Genomic DNA, 22,891 nt, shown 5'->3' with positions numbered 1-22,891 from the left:
TGGGACCCACCGTCCACCACGGCGGTCGAGTTGGAAAAGCGCCACTGGTCGTCGAGTGATACAGCACCCCCATGACGGTGCGACCTCGGACGACATGACATCGACTTCCGGTCTGCCGCCGGGCGAAAGGCCCGCGGCCGGCCGACATACCGCCCCCGAGGGCGCTGGAATGTGGCCGGTGCCGCAGGGGCTTGGAGCGAGCACCCCATGGATCAGTCAGAACAGCAGGAGAACGGCCAGATCGCAGCGGAAGCATCCGCCGCCGTACAGCCCCCGGAAGCCCCGGCCGCACCGGCAAGGACGCCGCGGAAACGCCGGACCGCGAGTGCGCCGGCCGGCGCGCCCCCCTCGGCGCCACAGGCGGGGCCCGACGCCGCTGCGACCCCCGCCCGGGCCGATGCCCCCGTTGCCGACGCCGCCGATGCGCCCGCAGAGACCGCCGCCCCGGTCCGCAAGAGGGCGCCGCGCGTCCGCAAGCCGGTCGTCGTGACCGACCAGACCACCTCGACCGAAGGTGCCGGGACCACCGCGGATGCCGCCGGGGCCACCCCGGCCGGATCCGACGACGCCCCAGCCGCACCCGTGAAGGCACCCCGCACCCGCCGTCGGGCCGCCACGGCGGAGGCCGGACCCGCCGGCACCGCCCCGGCCGCCGTCGAGCCCGCCCTCGCGCCCGTCGCAGCAGAGGCCGCGCAGTCGGCCGCCGGGACCGGGACTTCGGTTGCCCCCGGTGCACCAGCCGAAGACTCCGCCGATGCGCCCACCGCGCCGGCGCGGGCGCCCCGCACGCGTCGTCGTGCGGCCAGCACCGACGCCGGACCCGCCCGGGCCGCCGAGAGCAGTGTCGAGAGCCCCGCCCCGGCTGCGCCTGTCGATGCCGTCGCGCCGGTGGACGCCGTCGCAGGAACGGATGCCACCGAGGCCGTCGCGGAGGAGAAGCCGACCCGCGCCCGCCGGACCACCAGGACGCGCAGTCGCCGGGCCTCGGAGCCCGTGCAGCAGGACGGGCCGGCGGACGATGCCACGAACCCTCCCGTCACGAGCGGCGCCGCCAGCGCCGACGGGACAGGAGATGCAGACGCAGCAGAACCCGCGGACGCCACCGACGCTCGCTCCCTCGATCCGTTCGCCGTCCCGGAGTCGCCGCTGTCCCTCCTGTTCCACGCGCCGGACCTCACCACGGTCTCCGTACCGTCGGTGAAGGTCGCGCCCCCGCGTGAGGACGACGAGGCGGGGGAGGACGAGTCCGAGGAGTCAGGCCGCCGCTCACGCCGCAGCCGCCGCAGCCGGGGCCGCGGCAGGGGCGACTCGGGCCAGGCCGACGCCGGGTCCGACGATCCCGCGGCGGAGGATGCGGAGGACCGCCCGAACGGGAACGGGCCCGAGGAGGGCGCCAGCGTGACCTCCCGTCGTCGTCGTCGTCGCCGCCGCGGTGACCAGGACCTCGAGCTCACCGGCGGCGAGGACGACGACCCGCCCAACACGGTCACCCGCGTCCGGGCGCCGCGCCAGTCCAGCGAGCCCGTCTCCGACCGCGTGACCAGCGTGCGCGGATCGACGCGCCTCGAGGCGAAGAAGCAGCGCCGCCGCGAATCCCGCGATACCGGCCGTCGCCGTCAGGTCATCACCGAGGCCGAGTTCCTCGCGCGCCGCGAGTCCGTCGACCGGCAGATGATCCTCCGCCAGTCGGACGACAGGATCCAGATCGGCGTGCTCGAGGACGGCATCCTGGCGGAGCACTTCGTCTCCAGGACGCAGCAGGACTCGCTGATCGGCAACGTGTACGTCGGCAAGGTCCAGAACGTGCTGCCCAGCATGGAGGCCGCCTTCGTCGACATCGGACGCGGACGCAACGCCGTGCTCTACGCCGGTGAGGTCAACTGGGACGCCGCGGGCCTCGACGGCCAGCCGCGCCGCATCGAACTCGCCCTCAAATCCGGGGACCCCGTCCTCGTCCAGGTCACCAAGGACCCGGTGGGACACAAGGGCGCCCGGCTCACGAGCCAGATCTCCCTGCCCGGCCGGTACCTCGTGTACGTCCCGGGCGGGTCGATGACGGGCATCTCCCGCAAGCTGCCCGACGTCGAGCGGAACCGGCTCAAGCGCATCCTCAAGGACCGTCTCCCCGAGAGCGCCGGCGTGATCGTCCGCACCGCGGCCGAGGGTGCCAGCGAGGAGGAGCTGACCCATGACATCAACCGTCTGCGGGCGCAGTGGGAGGAGATCGAGCGCAAGGCCGGCTCGACCAAGACCCTCGCACCGGAACTGCTGTACGGAGAGCCGGACCTGACCATCAAGGTGGTCCGCGACGTCTTCAACGAGGACTTCTCCAAGCTCGTCGTCTCGGGCGAGGACGCTTGGGACACCATCGAGGCCTACGTCATGTACGTGGCGCCGGACCTCGTGGGCCGGCTGGAGAAGTGGACCGGCGAGGAGGACATCTTCGCGGCGTCCCGCATCGACGAGCAGATCGCGAAGGCCCTGGAGCGCAAGGTCTACCTGCCCTCCGGCGGATCCCTCGTGATCGACCGCACCGAGGCCATGACCGTCGTCGACGTCAACACCGGGAAGTTCACCGGCAGCGGCGGCAACCTCGAAGAGACCGTCACCAAGAACAACCTCGAAGCCGCCGAGGAGGTGGTGCGTCAGCTGCGCCTGCGGGACATCGGCGGCATCATCGTCATCGACTTCATCGACATGGTGCTCGAGGCGAACCGCGACCTCGTCCTCCGCCGCCTCGTGGAGTGCCTCGGCCGGGACCGGACCAAGCACCAGGTCGCCGAGGTCACCTCGCTGGGCCTCGTCCAGATGACGCGCAAGCGCATGGGTACGGGTCTGCTCGAGGTCTTCGGCGAGGACTGCGAGCACTGTGCGGGACGCGGTGTGGTCACCTACATGGAGCCGGTGGAACACCGCCGGTCCACGACCGCCGAGCCCCAGCAGCAGCCGCGCCAGGAGAAGCCGTCCCGGAACGAGCGCAAGCGCAACCGCGGCCGCGGGGGCCCGCAGGACGACGTCGTGACGCCGGCGCCGGCGGCCGTCGTCGAGAGCCCCGACCGGGCCGCGAAGGCCGAAGCCGCCCGCGCAGCCCTGGCCAGCATCGCCGCCGCCACCCACCACGCCCACGAGGAGGTGTCCCAGCAGGACGCCCCCGAGCCGGATGTCCAGGTGACGGAGGCCGTCCTGACGATCAACGGCGAGACGGTGACCCTGCCCCGTGCGGACGGCCGCCGGCCGGCCGCCCAGGAGGACGAGGAAGCACCGGCCACGCGCCTGACCCTCGACAGCCTGAGCGAGGCCTTCAACCGGAAGCCCACCGCGGTAGAAGCCGACGTCGAGCCGTCCGGGCAGGCGCTCGAGGCACCCCGCACGGAACCGGTGGCCACGACCACCGCCCCGGCAGGGACCGCCCCGGCAGTGGCCCCCGAGCCGGCCGCGAGTGCCACCACACGTGCGTCGCGTCCGCGCCGTCGTGTGGCGCGCAGTGCTCAGGGAGCGGCGGACACGGCCATCGAGACGCAGGGTGCGGAGCCCGCCGTCGAGCCGGCCGGGACCCGGCACATGGCCAAGGCCGCGGCTCCGAAGCCGGACGCCTCCGGAGCCGAGCCGCTGATCTTCGGCGTCGGGGTGCCCGCCGCCGAGCTGTAGGCCGCGCCGGAACGGTAGCGCGCTGTTTCGCGTCGAGAGGGCCGGAGTCCACAGGGACTCCGGCCCTCTCGCGTGCACGCGCGGCGGTGCTTCCGGTGATGACACAGCAGCGCCGCTCCCCATGGGGGCGGCGCTGCTGTGTTGGTGGGATCGTTCCGCGCGGACCGCCGCGCGCCGACGTCAGGTCGCCGCGCCGATGTGGAGGCGGACCGGTGGGCCGACCCCGAGGACCGTGTCCCGCAGCTCGTCGGGCAGTACCCGCCCCCTGTCGGACGTCGGCGTCCACTCCTCGATCCATCGGCCGAGGGACGCCAGATGGTCCGCGGCATCGACGCCGCCGAGCCAGAGCGCCGGGCCGGTCGAGTCGCTGTCGGTCCTGCGGAGCGCGACGGCGGCGACCGCCCCCCGGGCGCACTGCTGCATGCACGGAGCGGAGACGAGCACGCCTCCGGAGGAACGGGCCACACACTCGGCGAGACCGCCGTCGGCGGACGCCCTGGTGAGGGCGGCGCACCGGTGGCCCCGACACAGTGCGACGACGACACCGGCCGGCTCCTCGGGCACGCCGGGGCGGCTGGTGTCAGCTGCAGGATGCGGGGCGGGCTGACGCTCACTGCCAGGCCCTGGGCGCTCCTCGCGATTCGGCGTCATCCCGTCGTCGCCCTAACCCTGCCGGGCCTTCATGCGGGGATTCTTCTTGTTGATGACGAATGTCCTGCCACGTCGCCGGACGATCTGCGCGCCGGGGATCTTCTTGAGGGCTCGGAGGGAATTGCGGACCTTCATGGTGCTCCTTCAGGGTTGGTGGTGCGGGTGGTGTCTCGGCGTGCGGTAGCCGGGGATTCGGTGCCCAGGACGAGCAGTTCCTCGTCGGTCAGGGCACAGGCCTCCAGCAAAGTCATGATGTCGTCGTCGTCCAGCTCGTCGCCGGTGAGGGCCAGGTGCGTGCCCCGGCACCACTGCCCGTGCAGCGCATCGGCGCTCCAGGCGCCGCCGTCGATCAGGGAGATCCGCGGGCCCACCCCCTGGACGGCGACACGGGCATCGACGCCCGCGATCCAGACGTTGCCGCGGACGAAGCAGCAGCCCTCGGAGATGGCGCCAAGGGCTGTACGGAACCGTTCGGGATGGAGCGGGCGGGCAACGCGGCACTCCACGGTGCGGAACTCCTCCGACGGGGCCTCAGGGGTGTGCACGAGACCGGGCAGGCTGCGCGCACGGGCCGCCGCGTCGTCGTACTCACCCAGTGCACCGAGATGTCCCGGTGTCGAATGAGCGGCATCAGGCATGCCGGGACTGCCGGCCACGCCGAAGGCATCCACCACGGTGGCGTGGGGGGCGAGTTCGCCGATGAGCTGCAGACCCCGGCTGCGCAGGGTCGGATCCTCCGGAAGGAGTTCGCTCCGGGTAGGGAGGACGGTGTCGGCGAAGAGGAACTCCCCGATCAGGAATTCACCCGGAGTGCGGGAGTCCTCCGGTACCGCGGTGTAACCGGAGGCGAACAGGGTGTGCCGGTCCCACAGCTGGTCCTCCACGTCCTCCGGCCGGATGGCCAGGGCCACGGTCTCCACGGTGAAGGCCCGCGGCGCGACGGCGGTGAGTCCGTCGATCGAGTTCTCGGCGGTGGTCCCGGGCGGCAGCCCGACGATCGCACGGGAGACGCCGAGGTCGTACAGGCGCAGCAGTGTCGGCGCGAGATCGAACCGCACCGTGCAGCTCAGGCACCCGTGCTCGAGGACCATCGACTCCCGCTCGGTGACGTCGCCTCCGACATGCACCCGACGGGCCACCACGCCGTCGTCGAGCAGATCGTGCAGGACCACCGGGATGCCGGGCGAGCCTTCCGCGAGGGCGAACGCCGCGCTGTTACGGCTCAGTCCGTCGAGGGAGGTGACGAGGATGAGATGCATGCCACCCACTGTATGAGAATTGTTCTCAAATAGAAAACGGTGGACCGCGCCGGATCGAAGCCGATCGCGACGGATCTCCCCGTCGCCGCCGGCACGCTCCTGTCCGGCGGTGGCCTGCCCGGGATGCCGGACGAGCCGGCCATCGTGACCGACGGCATCGAAATGCCAGACCACGACCACGCGGACGGCGAGGACCACGCCGATGGTGAGGGGCGGGGCCGTCGGTGCCGCCGCGGTCGGGGCAGTGGAACGGAGGGCGCCTCTGATTTGCGGGAAGAGGCCGTACTGCCGTAATCTGGACCCTCGGTGCATCCGCCTGTTAACCGGCGTGTCCGTGGATATTCCTCAGGGTTCTCCCCGGTGCTGGAAATCCTGGCGACACCGTGACCCCTGGGTCCGGCGTCGTGGACATGGAGCGGGCAGGCGCGGAGAGCAACCTCAGGATTGCTGCCGAGGCGCACCCTAGTTTTTTCATCAGAAGTCAAAGTTGTCGAGAGAAGTGAGTTCCCAAGTGGTGTACGCGATTGTCCGCGCAGGCGGCCGGCAAGAAAAGGTTTCAGTAGGAGACCTCGTTACCCTTGACCGCGTCACCGGTCAGGCTGGAAGCACGTTCAAGCTCCCCGCCCTCCTTCTGGTCGACGGCGCCAAGATCACCTCGGCAGCGGAGGACCTCGCGAAGGTCTCCGTCACCGCCGAGATCGTCGAGAATCTTCGTGGACCGAAGATCGTCATCCAGAAGTTCAAGAACAAGACCGGCTACAAGAAGCGCCAGGGTCACCGTTCCGAACTGACCCGCGTCAAGATCACGGGCATCGCGTAGTCCCTCGGACCACCGATCCCCACGTAGAACATTCCAGCGAAGGCAGGCATAACCCATGGCACATAAAAAGGGCGCAAGCTCCACTCGCAACGGCCGCGACTCGAACGCCCAGTACCTCGGCGTGAAGCGTTTCGGTGGCCAGGTCGTCAAGGCCGGCGAGATCATCGTCCGCCAGCGCGGCACCCACTTCCACCCGGGGGCCAACGTCGGCCGCGGCGGGGACGACACCCTCTTCGCACTCGAGGCAGGTGCCGTGGAGTTCGGCACGCGCCGCGGACGCAAGGTCGTCAACATCGTGGGCGCTGCAGCAGAATAATTCTGCGCACGGTACACCAGGCATTTCGGGTGGGGTGAGCCTCTACGGCTCGCCCCACCTTTCTTTTAAGCCGATCAGACTCGGCACAGTGAAGCATTTGTAGAAGGAGATCAACGTGGCGAGCTTCGTTGACCGCGTAGTCCTGCACGTATCCGGCGGCACCGGCGGCCACGGCTGCGTTTCCGTCCACCGCGAGAAATTCAAGCCTCTCGGCGGGCCCGACGGCGGCAACGGCGGCGACGGCGGGGACGTCATCCTCCGCGTGGACCACCAGACCACCACTCTCCTCGACTTCCACCACGCCCCCCACCGGCACGCCACCAACGGTGGCAACGGCATGGGCGACTGGCGCGGCGGCAAGAGCGGTGAGACGCTGATCCTGTCCGTCCCGGACGGCACCGTCGTCAAGACGAAGGACGGCGAAGTGCTCGCCGACCTCGTGGGCGAGGGTACGGAGTTCGTCGCGGCGGCCGGCGGTCAGGGTGGGCTCGGCAACGCCGCCCTGTCCTCCCAGAAGCGCAAGGCCCCCGGATTCGCGCTGCTCGGCATCCCCGGGGACGAGCGCGACGTCGTCCTGGAGCTCAAGTCCATCGCGGACATCGCCCTCGTCGGCTTCCCGTCCGCCGGGAAGTCCAGCCTCATCGCCGCGATGTCGGCCGCCCGCCCCAAGATCGCGGACTACCCCTTCACCACCCTCGTGCCGAATCTCGGCGTCGTCGAGGCCGGCTCCACCCGCTTCACCATCGCGGATGTCCCCGGCCTCATCGAGGGCGCCAGCGAGGGCAAGGGCCTCGGCCACCACTTCCTCCGCCACGTGGAGCGCTGCGCCGCGCTGGTGCACGTGCTCGACTGCGCCGCGCTCGAGACGGACCGCGACCCGCTGAACGACCTCGCGATCATCGAGGGCGAACTGGACAAGTACGCCGTGGACATGAGCTTCGCCGGCCCCGACGGCGACGTCGTCCCCCTGAACGAGCGCCCGCGCCTGATCGCGCTCAACAAGGTGGATGTGCCCGACGGCAAGGACATGGCCGGCTTCGTCCGTCCCGAACTCGAGGCGCGCGGCTACCGCGTGTTCGAGGTGTCGGCCTCCAGCCACGAGGGCCTGCGCCAGCTCGGTTTCGCCATGGCGGAGATCGTCGAGAACGCCCGCAAGGCGGTCGCCACCGCGCCGCCGCGGATCGAGCCCCCCGTGCTCCGCCCCCGCGGCGTCAACGCCGCGTCGTTCCGGATCCGCCACGAGGAAAAGGACGCCCTGCCGCTCTTCCGCGTCCTCGGCGAGAAGCCGGAGCGCTGGGTCAAGCAGACGGACTTCACGAACGACGAAGCGGTCGGCTTCCTCGCGGACCGCCTCGCCAAGCTCGGCGTGGAGGAGCAGCTCTTCAAGACCGGCGCGAAGCCCGGCGACACCGTGGTGATCGGTGAGGGCGACGGCGTCGTCTTCGACTGGGAGCCGACCATGATGGGCGGCGCCGAACTGCTCGCCGGCCCCCGCGGATCCGACCTGCGCCTGGCCGAGTACGTCCGGCCCACCCGCGAGCAGAAGCGTGAGGAGTACCAGGAGCGCAAGGACGCCAAGGCCGCGGCCCGCGCCGAGCTCGAGGCCGACCGCAAGGCGGGCATCTGGACCGAGTCCGTGCAGAACCGCAAGCAGGCCGCCCAGAAGGGCGCAGAGACCGAGTCCGAGGACTAGGCCCCGTGGCTGCGGACTCCCGGCACCCCCTCGCATCCCGCGCGGGGCTCGCCGCGGCGGGCCGGATCGTCGTCAAGGTCGGCTCGTCGTCCCTGACCTCGGTCTCCGGCGGCATCTCCGGGGAGGCCCTCGTCCGGCTCGCCGACGTCCTCGCGGAGCGGCGCACGGCCGGGACCGAGATCATCCTCGTGTCCTCCGGGGCCATCGCTGCGGGTCTCGCCCCTCTGGGCCTGGCACGCCGTCCGTCCCAGCTGTCCTCGCAGCAGGCGGCAGCGAGCGTGGGGCAGGGCCTGCTGATGGCCCAGTACTCGCAGGCCTTCGCGGCGCACGGCGTCACCGTGAGCCAGATCCTCCTGACGGCGGACGACCTCATCCGGCGGTCCCACTACGCCAACGCGCACCGCGCCATGGAGCGGCTGCTGAACTTCGGCGTCGTGCCCATCGTCAACGAGAACGACACCGTCGCGAGCCACGAGATCCGCTTCGGCGACAACGACCGCCTCGCAGCCCTCGTGGCGCACCTCGTCAAGGCCGAGGCGCTGATCCTGCTGTCCGACGTCGACGCCCTCTACGACGGGCCGCCGAGTGCCGGTGCCAGCCGGATCCCGCACGTCGGATCGGCCGCCGACCTCGAGGGCGTGACCATCGGACGCGCCGGCCGGGCCGGCGTCGGCACCGGCGGCATGGTCACCAAGGTCGAAGCAGCGACGATCGCCGCGGCCTCCGGCATCCCCGCACTGGTCACGTCCACCGCGAACGCCGCGGCCGCGCTCCGCGGCGACGACGTCGGGACCTGGTTCACCGCCACCGGCAAGCGCCAGCCCATCCGGCTGCTGTGGCTGGCGCACCTCGCCCGGGTCCTCGGAACCCTCGTGCTCGACGACGGCGCGGTCCGCGCCGTGGGGGAGCGGCGGCGGTCCCTCCTGCCTGCCGGCGTCGTGGACGTGGACGGCGTGTTCGAGGCGGGAGACCCGGTGCAGCTCGTCAGCGGCGACGGCACGGTGGTGGGCCGCGGGCTCGTGAACTACAGCTCGGCCGAACTGCCCCGCATGCTCGGCCGGTCCACGCACGACCTCGCTGAGGAGCTCGGCGCCGAGTACGAGCGCTCCGTGGTGCACGTCAACGACCTCGTGGTCCTCCCGGCGGCCCGGGCGTCATGAAGACCCGGCCTCCGGCCGCAGGGAAGGCTCCTCGCTAGACTGGGGCCATGACCGACCTGCAGGCCGAGCCCACCGACCGCACCGACGACGCCGTGCTCTCCCCGGACCAGCTCACCGATGCCGTCCATGCCATCGCCGACCGCTCGCGGGAGGCGTCGCGCGTCCTCGCCCGGGCTACCCGGGCCCGCAAGGACCGCGTCCTCCTGGCGATCGCCGACGCCCTCGTCAGCCGACGCGACACCGTGCTCGCCGCGAACCGGACCGACGTCGAGCGCGGCCGCGCCGCCGGGACCTCCGCGTACCTCCTGGACCGCCTGAGCCTCGACGCCGAGCGGGTCGGGAAGCTCGCCGAAGCATTGGCGCAGCTCGCCGCCCTCCCGGATCCCGTGGGCACCGCCGTCCGCGCGGAGACCCTGCCCAACGGCCTCCGGATGAGCCAGGTGCGCGTCCCCCTCGGCGTGGTCGCCGCGATCTACGAGGCACGCCCCAATGTGACCGTCGACATCGCCGGTCTGGCCCTCAAGAGCGGCAACGCCGTGATCCTGCGCGGCGGCAGTGCGGCCGCGGCCACCAACGCGGCGCTCGTCGGGATCATCCGAGACACCCTCGAGGACCACGGGCTGCCCGACGACGCCGTCCTCACCATCGACGAGTTCGGCCGGGAGGGCGCCCAGGTCCTCATGAAGGCGCGCGGCCGGGTGGACGTCCTGATCCCGCGCGGCGGGCGGGAGCTGATCCAGTCCGTCGTGACGACGGCGAGCGTCCCCGTGATCGAGACGGGGGAGGGGAACGTGCACATCCTCCTGGACGAGACCGCCGACGAGAAGATGGCGGTGGAGATCCTCCTCAACGCCAAGACGCAGCGCCCCAGCGTCTGCAACACGGTCGAGACCCTCCTCGTCCACGCCCGGTCGGCGGCCGCCCCCGAGGTCCTCGCCGCACTCGTCCGTGCCGGCGTCACGCTGCACGTCGACGAACGGTCGCGGAGCTTCCTCCCGGCCGGGGTGGACGCACCGGCAGCGACCGACGACGACTGGGGGCGCGAGTACATGCAGCTCGACCTCGCGGTGAAGACGGTGGACAGCGTCGACGACGCGCTGCAGCACATCCGCCGATGGAGCACGGGCCACAGCGAGGCGATCATCACGAACGATCTGGCCTCCTCCGAGGAATTCGTGGCCGGCGTCGATTCCGCCGCCGTCCTCGTCAACGCGTCCACGCGGTTCGTGGACGGCGGTGAACTGGGCCTCGGCGCCGAGGTGGGCATCTCCACCCAGAAGATGCATGCCCGGGGGCCGATGGGCCTGGCCGAACTCACGACCACGAAGTGGATTGTGCTGGGCGCCGGGCACGTCCGCCGCTGACGCCCCCGCGGGGGCCCGGCCTCCCGCTCGCGTACCATGGGATGTGACGACCACGCCGCTCCGCAACGGACCGGCGGACCCTGAATCGACAGAGGAACGACGATGCTCTATTCGCTCGGCAGCGCGCTGCTGGCCACCGAAGCCGTGGAACACCACACCGAACTGCCCATGGAGCCCTTCATGTACGGCCTGATCATCATGGGCATCCTGCTCACCCTGATGCTCATCACCGTGTCGTTCTCCAACGTGCGGAACCGCCACGAAGCCGTCGAGGAGCACCTCGACCCCCACAAGCAGCACACCAACAAGCACGACCACGGCGAAGCGAACCGGCACTAGCGGTCCAGGTGGCAGCTGACACGACCGAGCGGGACGCCATGCACGGCTCCCGCCAGCGGCACCACGACGGATCGGCTTGGCGCCTCGGGGTGATGGGCGGGACGTTCGACCCCATCCACCACGGGCACCTCGTCGCCGCGAGCGAGGTCGCGTCGGTGTTCGACCTCGACGAGGTGGTCTTCGTCCCCACCGGCCAGCCCTGGCAGAAGGCCGACAAGGACGTCACGGCCGCCGAGCACCGCTACCTCATGACGGTCATCGCGACGGCGTCGAACCCCAGCTTCACCGTGAGCCGGGTCGACATCGACCGCCCCGGCCCCACGTTCACCATCGACACCCTGCGCGACCTGAAGGCGGAGCGGCCCGACGCGCAGCTGTTCTTCATCACCGGCGCCGATGCCATGGCCCAGATCCTCACGTGGAAGAACGCGGAGGAGCTCTGGTCCCTCGCGCACTTCATCGGGGTGACGCGCCCCGGACACGAGCTCGACGGGCGTGGCCGCGACGTCAGTCTGCTGGAGGTGCCCGCCATGGCGATCTCCAGTACGGACTGCAGGCACCGCGTCGGCGAGGGAAAGCCGGTCTGGTACCTGGTGCCCGACGGCGTGGTGCAGTACATCGCCAAGCACCGCCTCTACCGGCACGTGGACCAGTTGGGGGACGGGCACGCTCCACCGACGGCCCCCAGGGCGCACCGGCACAGCCCGAGCTCCCTCCAACAACCCACTGGATGAATCAGCGATGAGCAAGGCAGACGACGACGGCCCGGGTCGGGTCGAGATCCCCACGCGCCGTCAGCTGCGGTTGCAGCAGGTCGACGGGCGCGCGGTGGCGCCCGATCCCGCGACCGACCCGCGGCCGGACGACATCAGGCCGCCGCTGCCCGGCGGGCGCCGGGACCGCCGTCGCCGGCAGTCCGACGCCCGGCCCGTCGGGGACATGAGCGTCGAGGAGGCCCTTGCCGCCCGCCGGTCGCTCGGGGAAGACGCCGCGAAGCTCGCTGCCGACCTGCAGGCGGCCGGTCCGAGGGACCCGCTGGCGGTCGATCCCGGGGTGCTCGCACAGCAGAAGGCGCTGGCCGCCCGTGCGGCCGCCCTGAACTCCCGCGTGCTCCGGCTGCAGCAAGGGTCGGAGCAGAACCAGGACCAGCAGCATCCCCCCGTGCCGCACGACCCGACGGCGGCCGACAATCTGTCGATCATCGCGCCCCCCGAATTCGTGCGGGTACCGGGCAGTGGGCAGTCCGTCCTGCGGGCGCCGCGGACGTCCTCCATCGCCGTCGTCCTGCCCGCGCGGGTGAGCGGAGGCGCAGGTTCCGAGGCCACGATCGAGCCGATCGGGGCTCGCACCGCCTTCGGCCTGGACCCCCTCGATGCGATGACCGCGGGCCTCGGACGGCTGCGCCGAGTGCGGTATCTGCAGTACTCGTTGCTCGTGGTGGGCGCGACCGCGCTCACGACCGGGATAATAATGACAGTCAGCTCCCTCAATGGGTGAAATTGCTGGCCACACACAAGGAGATCAGTGAGCGCTACCGAACAGTCCATTGGCATTGCCCGCACTGCGGCGCATGCCGCAGCGGACAAGATCGCCCAGGATATCGTCGCCATCGACGTCAGCGACAGGCTCGCCATCACGGACATCTTCGTGATCGCCTCCGCGCCGAGCGAGCGCCAGGTCAACGCGATCGTCGACGGCATCGAGGAGGAACTGTCCAAGCAGGGCCTCAAGCCCGTGCGCCGTGAAGGCCGCAGCGAGGGCCGCTGGGTGCTCCTCGACTACGCGCAGGTCATCGTCCACGTCCAGCACGAGGAGGATCGCGTGTTCTACGCCCTCGATCGGCTGTGGAAGGACTGCCCGTCCGTGGACCTCCAGCTCGCTGACGCACTGCAGAGCTCGCCGCAGGTCGCAGCGTCCGACGACGTCCCGGAGTGACGCGGTACGCCCACGCGCACCCCGAAGCCCGGCGCATCGTCTTCTGGCGCCACGGGCGCACCGAATGGAACCACTCCGGTCTGTTCCAGGGCCAGGAGGACATCGACCTCGACGACACCGGGCGTGAGCAGGCGGCGCGGGCGGCCGAGGTGCTGGTGACGAAGCAGCCGACGCTGATCGTCTCCTCGGATCTCCGCCGTGCAGCGGACACGGCCGGCATGCTCGGGGAGCTCGCAGGGCTGCCGGTCGTCTACGATCGGCGCCTGCGCGAGACGAACGCCGGCTCGTGGCAGGGCCTGTCCTTCGCCGAGATCGACGAGCAGTTCCCGGATGACAATGCTGCCTGGCGGGGTGGGGACCCGGAGGTGCGTGCCGGCGGTGCGGAGAACCGCATCGACGTCGGGGGACGCATGCTCGCGGCGGTGACGGAGGCGGTGGAGCGGATCGGCCCTGCCGAGACGCTCGTCGTCGTCAGTCACGGCGGATCCATCAGAGCGGCCCTCGCAGCCCTGATGGGGTTGCCGCCCGAACGCTGGGGCGCCGTCGCCGGGCTGTCTAACTGTCACTGGTCCGAGGTGCACGAGGTGGTGGACCGGGACGAGGCCCTCTTCTCGTGGCAGCTGACCGAGCACAACGTGGGGCTCGGCTCGCTTCCCGAGGAGCCACTGGAGGGCTGAGCGGGTGCGGGGAGCCGATTTGTCGAAGCAGCCAGAATTCACTAGACTGATGGAGTTGCTTCGGCCGGTTCGCCCGGACGATGCAGTGCAGATCTGGGGCTATGGCGCAGCTGGTAGCGCACCTGCATGGCATGCAGGGGGTCAGGGGTTCGAATCCCCTTAGCTCCACAACGAACCGCCGTACCGAGGTGAAAACCCCGGTACGGCGGTTTTTTGTTGCGTCGATGATATTCAGGGCACATCGCAGCGACATCGGGCTTTTGGTGACCATCGGCCCGGCCGGCAGCGCATGATCGGCGGTAAAATGACTACCTTCGATGAGGTGGTCGGCATGATCGGTGGCACGCTGCGACGGATTGTTCTAGTTGTAGGGACATCGCTTGCCCTCCTGTCCGGGTTCGTGACCGTCGCGCCTCCCGCTCAGGCCGCACCCCTGTATGGTCACGACATCTCCTGGCCGCAATGCCCGACCTCCGTCGGCGGATTCGGCCTCCCGTTGCCACCGGCCTCCACCCAGTTCGTCATCATCGGACTGACCAAGGGTTTGCCCTTCACGGAGAATCCGTGTCTGGCAAGCCAGGTCACGTGGACCAAGACCAAGAAGACTCACGGCTACGCGATGGCCTCGTATCCCACCGCGGCGCAGCTGAGCACCTACGGCAGCCGGGGGCCCTGGGCGGCCACGAGCCGGGCCGCACGACTCTCCAACGTGGGCTATGCCGAGGCGAAGTTCGCCGTCGCAAGCATGAACAGGGTCGGCTTCCGTCCGCCGGTCGTTTGGATCGACGTCGAGCCACGGCCTGCCCAACCCTGGCCGTCGAGCACCGCCGCCCAGCAGCGCGATAACCGGCTCATCGTCGAAGGGATGATGCGCGGACTCCGCGACTCCGGGTTTTCCTATGGCCTGTACTCCTATGCATCGGGCTGGGCCGCCATCACGGGGTCGTGGCGATTGCCCGGCGTGCCGGTCTGGGCCACCGCGGGGCGGCTCGACTACCCGAGCGAGGCACTGGACCGGTGCCGGCAACCCAGCTTCTCCGGCGGTCGGGTCTACCTCGCCCAGTGGTACGACGACACGCGCGACTACGACCTGACGTGCGAGCCCTACGCGTTCACGCCCCTGGCTATGCCGGCGTCGACCCTGTCGCGGTCCACAGCCGACTTCGACGGCGACTGGAACACCGACCTTCTGGCCCGCGTCACCGCGACCGGGGACCTCCGGCTGTACCGGGGGAAGGGGAACGGCTCGGTGTCACCCGGCGTGCGCATCGGAGTGGGCTGGTCCTCGATGAACGCGCTCGAGACACCGGGTGATTTCGACGGCGACGGGAAGGCCGATGTACTGGCCCGAGAAGCGGCCACCGGCTATCTGTGGCTGTACCGGGGGAGCGGCACCGGTGGCTGGCTCCCGCGCGTGCGGGTCGGCAGTGGTTGGAACGGCTTCAGTTCGATCGTGGGGCCCGGGGATTTCAACGGAGACCAGTTCGCCGACGTCCTCGCCCGGGATCGCGTTACCGGCTACCTGTGGTTGTATCCCGGCAACGGCAAGGGCGGGTGGCTGCCGCGGGTCCGGGTGGGCAGTGGTTGGAACAGCTTCAGTTCGATCGTGGGGCCCGGGGACTTCAACGGAGACGGACAGGTTGACGTCCTGGCTCGTGAAGCGGCGACCGGCTACATGTGGCTGTATCCCGGCAACGGCAAGGGCGGGTGGCTGCCGCGGGTCCGGGTGGGCAGCAGTTGGAACGCGATGACCGCCGTGATGGGCCCAGGAGACCTCAACGGCGACCGCACCGCCGACGTCGTGGCGCGGGATGCCCAGGGCAATCTGTGGCTGTATCGGGGTAACGGCTCAGGTGGATGGCTGTCCCGGGTGCAGATCGGCACCGGGTGGAACGGCATCAATTCGATCTTCTGAGAATCAACTTCTCTATGAGCCCCGGACCGCCGCCAGGGCGTCCCGCACCGCGTCGACGGCGACCGTCGTGTCGTCGTCGTCCGTACTCCAGTTGCTGACGGAGATCCGCAGGATGTCCCGATCCTGCCACCGCGATCCCGACATCCACACCCGGCCGTCGGCGATGATCCGGGCCGTCACCGCGCGCGTGGTGGCGTCGTCGCCGAAGGCCAGCGAGACCTGGGTGTAGGAGACGTCGTTGAGCACCTCGACGCCGTCCAGTGCGGCCAGCCGGTCGGCGAGTTGCCGGGCGCGGAAGACCAGCTCCCGGACCTGATGGGCGACGCCGTCCCGGCCCAGCGACTTCAGCGCCGCCCAGACGGGGACGCCACGGGCGCGCCGGGACAGCTCGGGAACAGTCTCGAAGGGGTCGGCCGGTCCGCCCGTCTCGTGGACGAGGTAGCTCGCATGCACGCCCATGGCTGAACGCAGCGCCGTCGTGTCCCGGACCACGGCGATCCCGCAGTCATAGGGGACGTTCAGGGTCTTGTGGGCATCGGTGCCCCACGAGTCGGCTCCCTCCACGCCCGCGGTCAGGGCCGCCAGTTCCGGCACGGCGGCGGCCCACAGGCCGAACGCGCCGTCCACATGGACCCACGCGCCGTGCGCCCTGGCGACGGCGATCGCCTCCGTGAAGGGGTCGAAGGCGCCGGAATGCAGGTTCCCGGCCTGCAGGCAGACCAACAGCGGCGCGCGGGCCGGGACGAGGCCCAGGGCACGGTCCAGTTCCACCGGGTCGATACGGCCCTGTCCGTCGACCGGAACCACAGTCGGCCGGCCCAGCCCCAGATAGCGGAGCCCGAGATCGATCGTGTCGTGCCGCTCGATGCCGACGAACGTGTGGATCCGTGGCCCGCCGGTGAGACCTTCGGCCTCCAGATCCCAGCCGGCGTCGGCCATCAACCGCCACCGGGCCGCAGCCAGGCCTGTGAAGTTGGCCATCGTGGCACCCGTCGTGAAGCCGATGTCGGCATTCGGCGGGAGACCGAGGAGGTCGAGCAACCATGTGCCGGCGGCTTCCTCGATGGCCGCGGTGGCAGGGGTCGCGAAGCGCATCCCGGCGTTCTGGTCCCAGGCGCTGACCAGCCAGTCCGCGGCCAGGGACGCGGGCAACGTGCCTCCGATGACCCAGCCGAAGAACCGTCCGGAGGGCATGGCCATCAGTCCGGGTTCCGCCTTCACGGCCAGGTAGTCGACCACCTCTGTCGCCGGGGTTCCGGCTCGGGACAGGGGGCCGCCGAAGTCCACCTCGAGTTCGGCAGCCGTCCGGCTCGGACCGACGGGCCGCTCGTCCTGACTGGCCAACCAGCGTCGTGCGTGTCCGACCGCCGCGGTCAGGGCACTTCTGTAGTCTTCCTCGGGTGCTGACATAGCGGCATGCTACGCCCGGGATCCTGTGACGGGCAGTGCTCAACGGCCGGTCATCCCCCGGGGTCTTCCAATCCTCCCCGATTAGCCCTACAGTGTTTATTGTCAGAGTGACAATAAACGAGGAGCACACGATGGACGCGGTACTGGACTGGATGAGCTCACCGGCAGCGACACTGCTGGGGGCGCCGGTGAGCTGGATCGAGGTCGTCGGCTTCGTCACCGGAGCGGCCTGCGTGTACGGCGTCGCCCGGCAACGGGCCTGGAACTGGCCCGTCGGCATCGTCAACAACATCGCGTTCATGATCCTGTTCTTCGGTGCCGGACTCTACGGTGAGACGCTGCTGCAGGCGGTGTTCGCCGCCGTCGCCGTCTACGGCTGGTACAACTGGGTCCGCGGCGCCCGGGACACCGAAGTGACCGGCGACTTGCCCATCCGGGACGCCGGCCGCATCGAGATCCTCATTGGGATCGGCGCTGTCACCGCTGCGACCGTCGGCATCGCGATGATCCTGACGCACGGCACGGATTCCCAGGTGCCCTGGCCGGACGCCTTCGTCCTCGCCGCCTCACTGCTGGCGACCTACGGGCAGGCCAAGAAGATCTTCCAGCACTGGTACGTCTGGATCGCCATCGACCTCGTGTCCGTCCCGCTCTACTTCTCCCGCGGCCTGAATCTCACCGCCATCCTCTACATCGGGTTCACCGCCCTGTGCGTCTACGGCCTCATCGACTGGAAGCGCACCCGCACCGACGCCGCGTCCGCTCCCGCCCTCGGATCCGAGAAGGTGCCGGCATGAGCCGCTTCGCCCAGGGGGTGATCATCGGGAAGTTCTACCCGCCCCACGCCGGCCACCGGCACCTCATCCTGACGGCGGCGGAACGTGTCGAGAAGCTCGCCGTCGTCGTCCTCGGCAACCGCTTCGAGAGCATCGACCTCGCGGACCGCGTGAAGTGGCTCGCCGCCGAGTTCGAAACGACGAACGTGACCGTCATCGGCATGCCGAACGACTGCCCCGTGGACTACGAGTCACGAGCCGTCTGGAAGGCCCACGACGAGGCGCTGCGGGTCGCCCTCAGGATGAACGGCATCACGCGCGTCGACGCCGTCTTCAGCTCCGAGGAGTACGGGCAGCAACTGGCGGACGACCTCGGTGCGGTGCACCTCATGGTGGACGCGCCCCGCACCGCCCATCCGGTGAGCGGGACGCTGTGCCGCGACGACTTCGCCGCCGCGTGGCGGACCATCATCAGGCCCGCCCGGCAGGACCTGGCCGTCCGCATCGTCGTCGTCGGTGCCGAATCGACCGGCACGAGCACCCTGACCACGGCCCTCACCGCGCACTACCGGAGCCGGTACCCCGAGCTCCTCGACGTCCCCGAGTTCGGCCGGCAGTACACCTACGACAAGTTCGCCGCGGCGCAGACCGCGAACCCCGACGCGGTCGTCGCCGATCTCGTCTGGACCGCCGAGGATTTCGCCGTCATCGGCGAACGGCAGAACGAGATGGAGAACGAGGCCGCCACCCGGTGTCCGCTGGTCATCGCCGACACCGACAGCCTCGCGACCACCCTGTGGGAGCGGTACTACCTGGGGGAGGGCAGTCATGGCTCCTACCGGGCCCTGACGCAGCTGCCGCGCCGGGACCTCTACCTGATCACCGACCACGACGGCGTCCCCTTCGAGGACGACGGCTGGCGCGAGGGCGAGCACCGTCGGGCGGAGATGACCGAGTGGTTCAAGGAGGAACTGACCCGCGCGGGCCACTCCTGGATCCTCGTGTCCGGGGACCACAAGCGGCGGATGACGACGGCGACGTCCACCATCGACCCGATCATCGCGCAGAGGAGCCGCTTCGCCTCCCCGCCCTGGGCGACCCGCACCGTCCTGGCAGCAGCCCGATGAGCCTCGGGGAGAACCGCTTCCTGGAGGAGTACGAGCCCGGCGACTACCCGTCCGTCGCGCTGGCAGTGGACCTGGTCGTGTTCGCCGTCGTCGGGTCCACGCTTCATGTGGCGCTCGTCCGCCGCGGAGAACACCCCTTCGAAGGGGACCTCGCCCTGCCGGGTGGTTTCGTCGGAACCGAGGAGGACGCGCTGGGAGCAGCCTGGCGGGAACTCGAGGAGGAGACCGGGCTGGACCTCGGGGCACACCGCGCCCATGTCGAGCAGCTCGCCACCTTCAGCTCCCCGAAGCGTGATCCGCGCATGCGCGTCGTCTCCGTCGCTCATCTGGCGCTGCTCGCCACCGACGGCCGCACCCTGCCCGAACTCAACCCCGGCAGCGACGCCGCCTCGGCGCACTGGTACCCCGTCCACGCGGTGCTCGCCGACGAGGAGCTCGCCTTCGACCACCGCGACATCCTCACCACCGCACTCGAGCGCCTCGCCGGGAGGATCGAGTACACCCTGACCGCGGCGAAGCTCCTGCCCGAGGAGTTCGCCCTCTACCAGCTGCGCCACGTCTACGAGGCCGTCTGGAACACCGCGAAGCTCGACGCCGGCAACTTCACCCGCAAGATGACCGGGGCCCTGACCGACACCGGCCGGAAGGTCACCCGCTCCAAGGGCGCGCCCGCCTCGGTATTCACCGTCAAGGACGAGTACCTCAGCCCGCCGATGACGCGGCCCACCACGGGGCCGGAACGATGAAGAACCGGGCCGCTGGCAGCGCGGAGGCGCTGCGAGATCGTGAACCCCGGGCATTTCGCGCGACGGCCTACTACCGGCGCTCCCGCTGGCGGCACCGTCGAGAGCGCGCCTTCAGCTACGACGTCCTCCGGTCCGACGGCACCGTCGACCAGGACATCGACCTGGTGAAGGTCATGTACCGGGGGTCGGCGGCGGACTTCGCCGTCACCGAGGCCGGAATGATGGAGCACACGCCGGAAACCGGCACTGGACCGTGGATCGCCGACAGCTACGGGATGCCAGTCGACGGGCCCGACTGGATCCAGTTCATGGCGGAGGAGCGCGAGAAGCATGCCCGGGCAAAGGCGGTCGTCGCCGTCAGGGCCACCCGTGTGACCGAAGAACACCGGACCCTCATCCTGCGAAGGATCGTGCCCCGCACGTACCTCGCTTTCGATGTCCGGTATGCAGACGGGACGGTCCGTCACGACGTGAACCTCGACGCAGAGCTCAAGGGTGCCCGCTACCCTGCGGACCTCCAGGCCACCGAGCGGGGCGCACGTGCGGCAATCGGAGTGTGGGCGGACTACCCCTACGGGCGTCCGCTCCGCGCCGATGGCAGCCCGGACCGGTAGCACCCGGGCGCCGGGCCCGGCCCGTTCAACGCATCGGCGTCGGGGACGTGCGACCGTAGCGCAGAAGCATCACCAGGCGTGACGCTCTAGATCCGACGCTTGTAGTGGTCGTGGGTCAGTTTCAGCTGCTCGGCCCAGAACGCGTACTTCCTCTCACCTGAGGCGTCCGGTTCGAGGTGGCCGAGGTGCTCGGCGAGGATGTAGAACTCGCTGCCGGGCTCCCGTTCCGCTTCCGAGAGGGTCGCGACCGAGGAGAGCATGAACCGGCTGTGCAGGAGGTCGTCCTTCACGACGTCGGCGAGGAGGGCGCCGAGGGCATCGCGTCCGGCGTCCAGGGTGACGTCGAACGGTTCCGCGCCGGTGTCCTTGCTGATCTGTCGGGTCAGCTCCGCGTACGTGATCAGTTCCTGTCGGCGGGCAGTGTGGACCATGATGCTGCGGGCGGCTTCCATGATGATGGCCCGGTCCTCGTCAGTGCGTGAGTGCGGCATGCTGCCCCTTCTGTCGGCTTCGGAAAGCCTATCCGCCCCAGCTGCATAGCTCTCCCTGCTCCGTGGGAGGTGCTCGGGTATGCGCCTCGAGCCACGCACGTCATTCCTGTGAGGAACAGGCATGTCGACGCTGTCAGCATGTACAGGAAGGTGAGCCACGGTGTATGGCTTGACCCATGAGGAGTCACCACGTGAGCCGGGTCATCACGGCATCCCCGACGACTGTCTACGATTTCGCGGCGGACGTCGGCAACTTACCCATGTGGGCGGCCGGTCTCGCGCGGTCTGAGCCGGTGCAGGAAGGCGGGGAGCTGGTCGTTGACTCACCGATGGGAAAAGTTCGGATCCGATTCGTGGAACGGAACCGGTTCGGGGTCCTCGATCACGACGTCGTCCTGCCGTCGGGGGACATCATCACCAACCCGATGCGCGTTCTCTCCCACCCGGACGGCGCCGAAGTGATCTTCACCCTTCGTCAGATGGGGACCAGCGATGAGGACTTCGCCCGGGACATCACGATGGTCGCAGCCGACATCGATCGTCTCGCAGACCTGATCAGGAACCTTCCCTGTACGCGATCGGCGGCGGAGCATCAGCGGTGAACCTGCGGCCTGGCAGATTCGACGCGGTTCCTTACAGCGAGTCGCTCTTTCGATGCGTTCTGGAGAGGGACGTCTTCGACAGGTCGGGGGTCGAGTGGATCGTGATCCCGGGGCTGATGTCCAGTGTTGCCGCGATGGCGCTGTCGATGGTGACGGTCAGGGCGTCGGTGCTGCTCGGCGTGGCGGTCGGGAACCAGTGCCGGCCGGGGTTGACGAGTATCAGGAGTCCTTCCACGTCTCCGACAGGTTGGAACGTCGGTGCTCCACTCCCATAGGTGTCGATGTCGAACATGGACTTGATTTGTGCTGCGGCGTCTGGCACGTCGTCGACCGCCATCCCGACTTCGCTGATGCTTCGGATGTGCGCGGCGCCGAACGAGTCGGTGCGGTGATCGACGATGTCCCGGCGAATGATAAATTCGAGAATGTTTCCCTCCGGGTCCGTGAAGTAGAGGGAATGGGCGTTCCAGTGGGCGGACGTCTCGAATTCGTCGCGTCCTTCGGCATCGCGGAGGAGCGGCACACGGTCGGAGGCCCATTGCTTGGCGCTGTCGAACATCGATCGCGGAATGGTGAACGCAAGGTGCTGCTTGCCGGGGCCGGTCGGCCCCTGGCGGAGGATGAGCTTCGATGCGCCGGCTCGGATAGTGAGCGTGTTGTTCTGGCGGGTTGTGGGAAGCCCGAGCACGGAGCCGTAGAACGACTCTGCACGGAGAAGATCCTCTGATTCGAAAGCAACCGAAATGATGTGCATGTTTCTCCTTTTCAGCCCACAAGAGGCAGTGAAGGCCACCGCCAGGACGCCCACGCCGGCCAGCTGAGGAAAGGCGACGGAGGGGGAGGGATCGAGCCACCGTGCAGTTCCTCTTTGTCAGGCTCAGAGAAAGCTGCTGCGAAGCGGTCATGATCTTCAGGGCTCAGCTCGAAGGTGGCGCCGTCCCCGCCGATCCAGCGCTGATCGGCACGGGACCGTCGCTCGTCCTCCGGCAGCACGACGTAATGGAGCGCGAATTCGGCTCCTGCCCGTTCTGCGAGGTCGCGGAGGGTATAGCGCTCATCCGGTGACCAGAAGCCGAAATCCAGGACCACCGAGACGCCGCTGCGAACCGCTCGGTCGGCAAGCCAGATGAAACGGCCCTCGAGTACGTCACGCTTGCCGTCGGCGTCCGATTCACCGAAGAGGGGCTGCATCCAATCGTCGGGGGTAAGCCGGAGCGCACCCGACTGGTCTTCGATCGTGCGTGCGAGCGTCGTCTTTCCGACGCCCGGAAGTCCGACCATCAGATGGAGCGTCGGCGTCGATGTCATGCCACCACCCTCCCATGTCCGGTGCGTCGACCTTCCCACC

24 protein-coding genes and 1 tRNA gene are annotated in these 22,891 nt (G+C 69.6%); 18 read left to right on the top strand and 7 right to left on the bottom strand.

Annotation, left to right across the window (positions count from 1 at the left end; translation table 11 throughout):
- Positions 1–207: 207 nt before the first annotated feature.
- Entirely contained in the window at positions 208–3,648 is a 3,441-nt protein-coding gene (locus tag C4K88_RS05780) for an Rne/Rng family ribonuclease (RefSeq protein WP_104120663.1), read from the top strand.
- A gap of 180 nt (positions 3,649–3,828) precedes the next feature.
- Here C4K88_RS05780 and C4K88_RS05775 read toward each other — a convergent pair whose 3' ends face one another.
- From C4K88_RS05775 to C4K88_RS05765, 3 genes are all read right to left on the bottom strand, one after another.
- Positions 3,829–4,212: a hypothetical protein gene (locus tag C4K88_RS05775; RefSeq protein WP_146065628.1), complete on the bottom strand. Its 384-nt coding sequence runs from the start codon at positions 4,210–4,212 to the stop codon at positions 3,829–3,831.
- A 99-nt stretch (positions 4,213–4,311) separates the two neighbouring features.
- Positions 4,312–4,434, bottom strand: a complete 123-nt coding sequence (ykgO, locus tag C4K88_RS05770) for a type B 50S ribosomal protein L36 (RefSeq protein WP_011693081.1) — start codon at positions 4,432–4,434, stop codon at positions 4,312–4,314.
- Positions 4,431–5,558, bottom strand: coding sequence for a GTP-binding protein (locus tag C4K88_RS05765; protein WP_104120661.1), 1,128 nt, complete (start codon positions 5,556–5,558; stop codon positions 4,431–4,433). The genes ykgO and C4K88_RS05765 overlap by 4 nt, the downstream gene beginning before the upstream one ends.
- 511 nt (positions 5,559–6,069) lie before the next feature.
- Here C4K88_RS05765 and rplU point away from each other — a divergent pair.
- The 12 genes from rplU to C4K88_RS05700 all read left to right on the top strand — a co-directional run bounded on the left by rplU (position 6,070) and on the right by C4K88_RS05700 (position 15,777).
- Positions 6,070–6,378, top strand: a complete 309-nt coding sequence (gene rplU / locus C4K88_RS05755; protein WP_043444935.1) for a 50S ribosomal protein L21 — start codon at positions 6,070–6,072, stop codon at positions 6,376–6,378.
- Between the two features lie 55 nt (positions 6,379–6,433).
- Entirely contained in the window at positions 6,434–6,694 is a 261-nt protein-coding gene (rpmA, locus tag C4K88_RS05750) for a 50S ribosomal protein L27 (RefSeq protein WP_028280075.1), read from the top strand.
- A gap of 115 nt (positions 6,695–6,809) precedes the next feature.
- Complete coding sequence (obgE, locus tag C4K88_RS05745) at positions 6,810–8,387, top strand: GTPase ObgE (protein WP_104120659.1); 1,578 nt, start codon at positions 6,810–6,812, stop codon at positions 8,385–8,387.
- Between the two features lie 5 nt (positions 8,388–8,392).
- Positions 8,393–9,547, top strand: a complete 1,155-nt coding sequence (gene proB, locus C4K88_RS05740; RefSeq protein WP_104120658.1) for a glutamate 5-kinase — start codon at positions 8,393–8,395, stop codon at positions 9,545–9,547.
- Between the two features lie 47 nt (positions 9,548–9,594).
- Positions 9,595–10,911, top strand: coding sequence for a glutamate-5-semialdehyde dehydrogenase (locus C4K88_RS05735; RefSeq protein WP_104120657.1), 1,317 nt, complete (start codon positions 9,595–9,597; stop codon positions 10,909–10,911).
- A 102-nt stretch (positions 10,912–11,013) separates the two neighbouring features.
- Complete coding sequence (locus tag C4K88_RS05730; RefSeq protein WP_104120656.1) at positions 11,014–11,250, top strand: hypothetical protein; 237 nt, start codon at positions 11,014–11,016, stop codon at positions 11,248–11,250.
- Between the two features lie 92 nt (positions 11,251–11,342).
- The gene (gene nadD / locus C4K88_RS05725) at positions 11,343–11,984 is read left to right on the top strand and encodes a nicotinate-nucleotide adenylyltransferase (RefSeq protein WP_104120655.1); all 642 of its coding nucleotides are present in this window, start codon (positions 11,343–11,345) and stop codon (positions 11,982–11,984) included.
- A gap of 7 nt (positions 11,985–11,991) precedes the next feature.
- On the top strand, positions 11,992–12,747 hold the full coding sequence (locus C4K88_RS05720; RefSeq protein ID WP_104120654.1) for a hypothetical protein: 756 nt from the start codon (positions 11,992–11,994) through the stop codon (positions 12,745–12,747).
- 27 nt (positions 12,748–12,774) lie between these two features.
- Positions 12,775–13,185, top strand: coding sequence for a ribosome silencing factor (rsfS, locus tag C4K88_RS05715; protein WP_104120653.1), 411 nt, complete (start codon positions 12,775–12,777; stop codon positions 13,183–13,185).
- Entirely contained in the window at positions 13,182–13,862 is a 681-nt protein-coding gene (locus tag C4K88_RS05710) for a histidine phosphatase family protein (protein WP_104120652.1), read from the top strand. Before rsfS ends, C4K88_RS05710 begins: the two co-directional genes overlap by 4 nt.
- A 95-nt stretch (positions 13,863–13,957) precedes the next feature.
- Positions 13,958–14,030, top strand: a tRNA-Ala gene (locus C4K88_RS05705).
- Between the two features lie 136 nt (positions 14,031–14,166).
- Positions 14,167–15,777: an FG-GAP-like repeat-containing protein gene (locus C4K88_RS05700; protein WP_241521727.1), complete on the top strand. Its 1,611-nt coding sequence runs from the start codon at positions 14,167–14,169 to the stop codon at positions 15,775–15,777.
- 12 nt (positions 15,778–15,789) lie between these two features.
- Here C4K88_RS05700 and C4K88_RS05695 read toward each other — a convergent pair whose 3' ends face one another.
- On the bottom strand, positions 15,790–17,187 hold the full coding sequence (locus tag C4K88_RS05695) for a pyridoxal phosphate-dependent decarboxylase family protein (RefSeq protein ID WP_104120651.1): 1,398 nt from the start codon (positions 17,185–17,187) through the stop codon (positions 15,790–15,792).
- Positions 17,188–17,318: 131 nt separating this feature from the next.
- Between C4K88_RS05695 and pnuC the strand changes: the two genes are divergently transcribed.
- Genes pnuC through C4K88_RS05675 form a run of 4 tightly spaced genes read left to right on the top strand, consistent with a single transcriptional unit; the run spans position 17,319 to position 20,450 of the window.
- Positions 17,319–17,984 (top strand): nicotinamide riboside transporter PnuC, encoded by a 666-nt coding sequence (gene pnuC / locus C4K88_RS05690; protein WP_104120650.1) that lies wholly within the window; start codon positions 17,319–17,321, stop codon positions 17,982–17,984.
- Positions 17,981–19,090, top strand: coding sequence for an AAA family ATPase (locus C4K88_RS05685; protein ID WP_104120649.1), 1,110 nt, complete (start codon positions 17,981–17,983; stop codon positions 19,088–19,090). Before pnuC ends, C4K88_RS05685 begins: the two co-directional genes overlap by 4 nt.
- The gene (locus C4K88_RS05680; protein ID WP_104120648.1) at positions 19,087–19,836 is read left to right on the top strand and encodes an NUDIX hydrolase; all 750 of its coding nucleotides are present in this window, start codon (positions 19,087–19,089) and stop codon (positions 19,834–19,836) included. The genes C4K88_RS05685 and C4K88_RS05680 overlap by 4 nt, the downstream gene beginning before the upstream one ends.
- Positions 19,833–20,450: a hypothetical protein gene (locus C4K88_RS05675; protein ID WP_104120647.1), complete on the top strand. Its 618-nt coding sequence runs from the start codon at positions 19,833–19,835 to the stop codon at positions 20,448–20,450. The genes C4K88_RS05680 and C4K88_RS05675 overlap by 4 nt, the downstream gene beginning before the upstream one ends.
- A gap of 86 nt (positions 20,451–20,536) precedes the next feature.
- Here C4K88_RS05675 and C4K88_RS05670 read toward each other — a convergent pair whose 3' ends face one another.
- Complete coding sequence (locus C4K88_RS05670; protein WP_104120646.1) at positions 20,537–20,941, bottom strand: hypothetical protein; 405 nt, start codon at positions 20,939–20,941, stop codon at positions 20,537–20,539.
- 191 nt (positions 20,942–21,132) lie between these two features.
- On the opposite strand from C4K88_RS05670, the gene C4K88_RS05665 reads away from it, so the two are divergent.
- Positions 21,133–21,543, top strand: a complete 411-nt coding sequence (locus tag C4K88_RS05665; protein ID WP_104120817.1) for an SRPBCC family protein — start codon at positions 21,133–21,135, stop codon at positions 21,541–21,543.
- Positions 21,544–21,574: 31 nt separating this feature from the next.
- Here the strand turns inward: C4K88_RS05665 and C4K88_RS05660 are convergent, their stop codons facing one another.
- Positions 21,575–22,297 carry a VOC family protein gene (locus C4K88_RS05660; RefSeq protein WP_104120645.1) on the bottom strand — a complete coding sequence of 241 codons (723 nt, stop codon included), beginning with the start codon at positions 22,295–22,297 and terminating at the stop codon, positions 21,575–21,577.
- 11 nt (positions 22,298–22,308) lie between these two features.
- Positions 22,309–22,851: a P-loop nucleotide/nucleoside kinase family protein gene (locus C4K88_RS05655; protein ID WP_104120644.1), complete on the bottom strand. Its 543-nt coding sequence runs from the start codon at positions 22,849–22,851 to the stop codon at positions 22,309–22,311.
- Positions 22,852–22,891: the final 40 nt, after the last annotated feature.

Source organism: Arthrobacter pityocampae, from assembly GCF_002927275.1.
GTDB lineage: Bacteria > Actinomycetota > Actinomycetes > Actinomycetales > Micrococcaceae > Arthrobacter_D > Arthrobacter_D pityocampae.
Note: the sequence above shows the minus strand (reverse complement) of the source record. Positions and strands in the feature narration are given on the sequence as shown.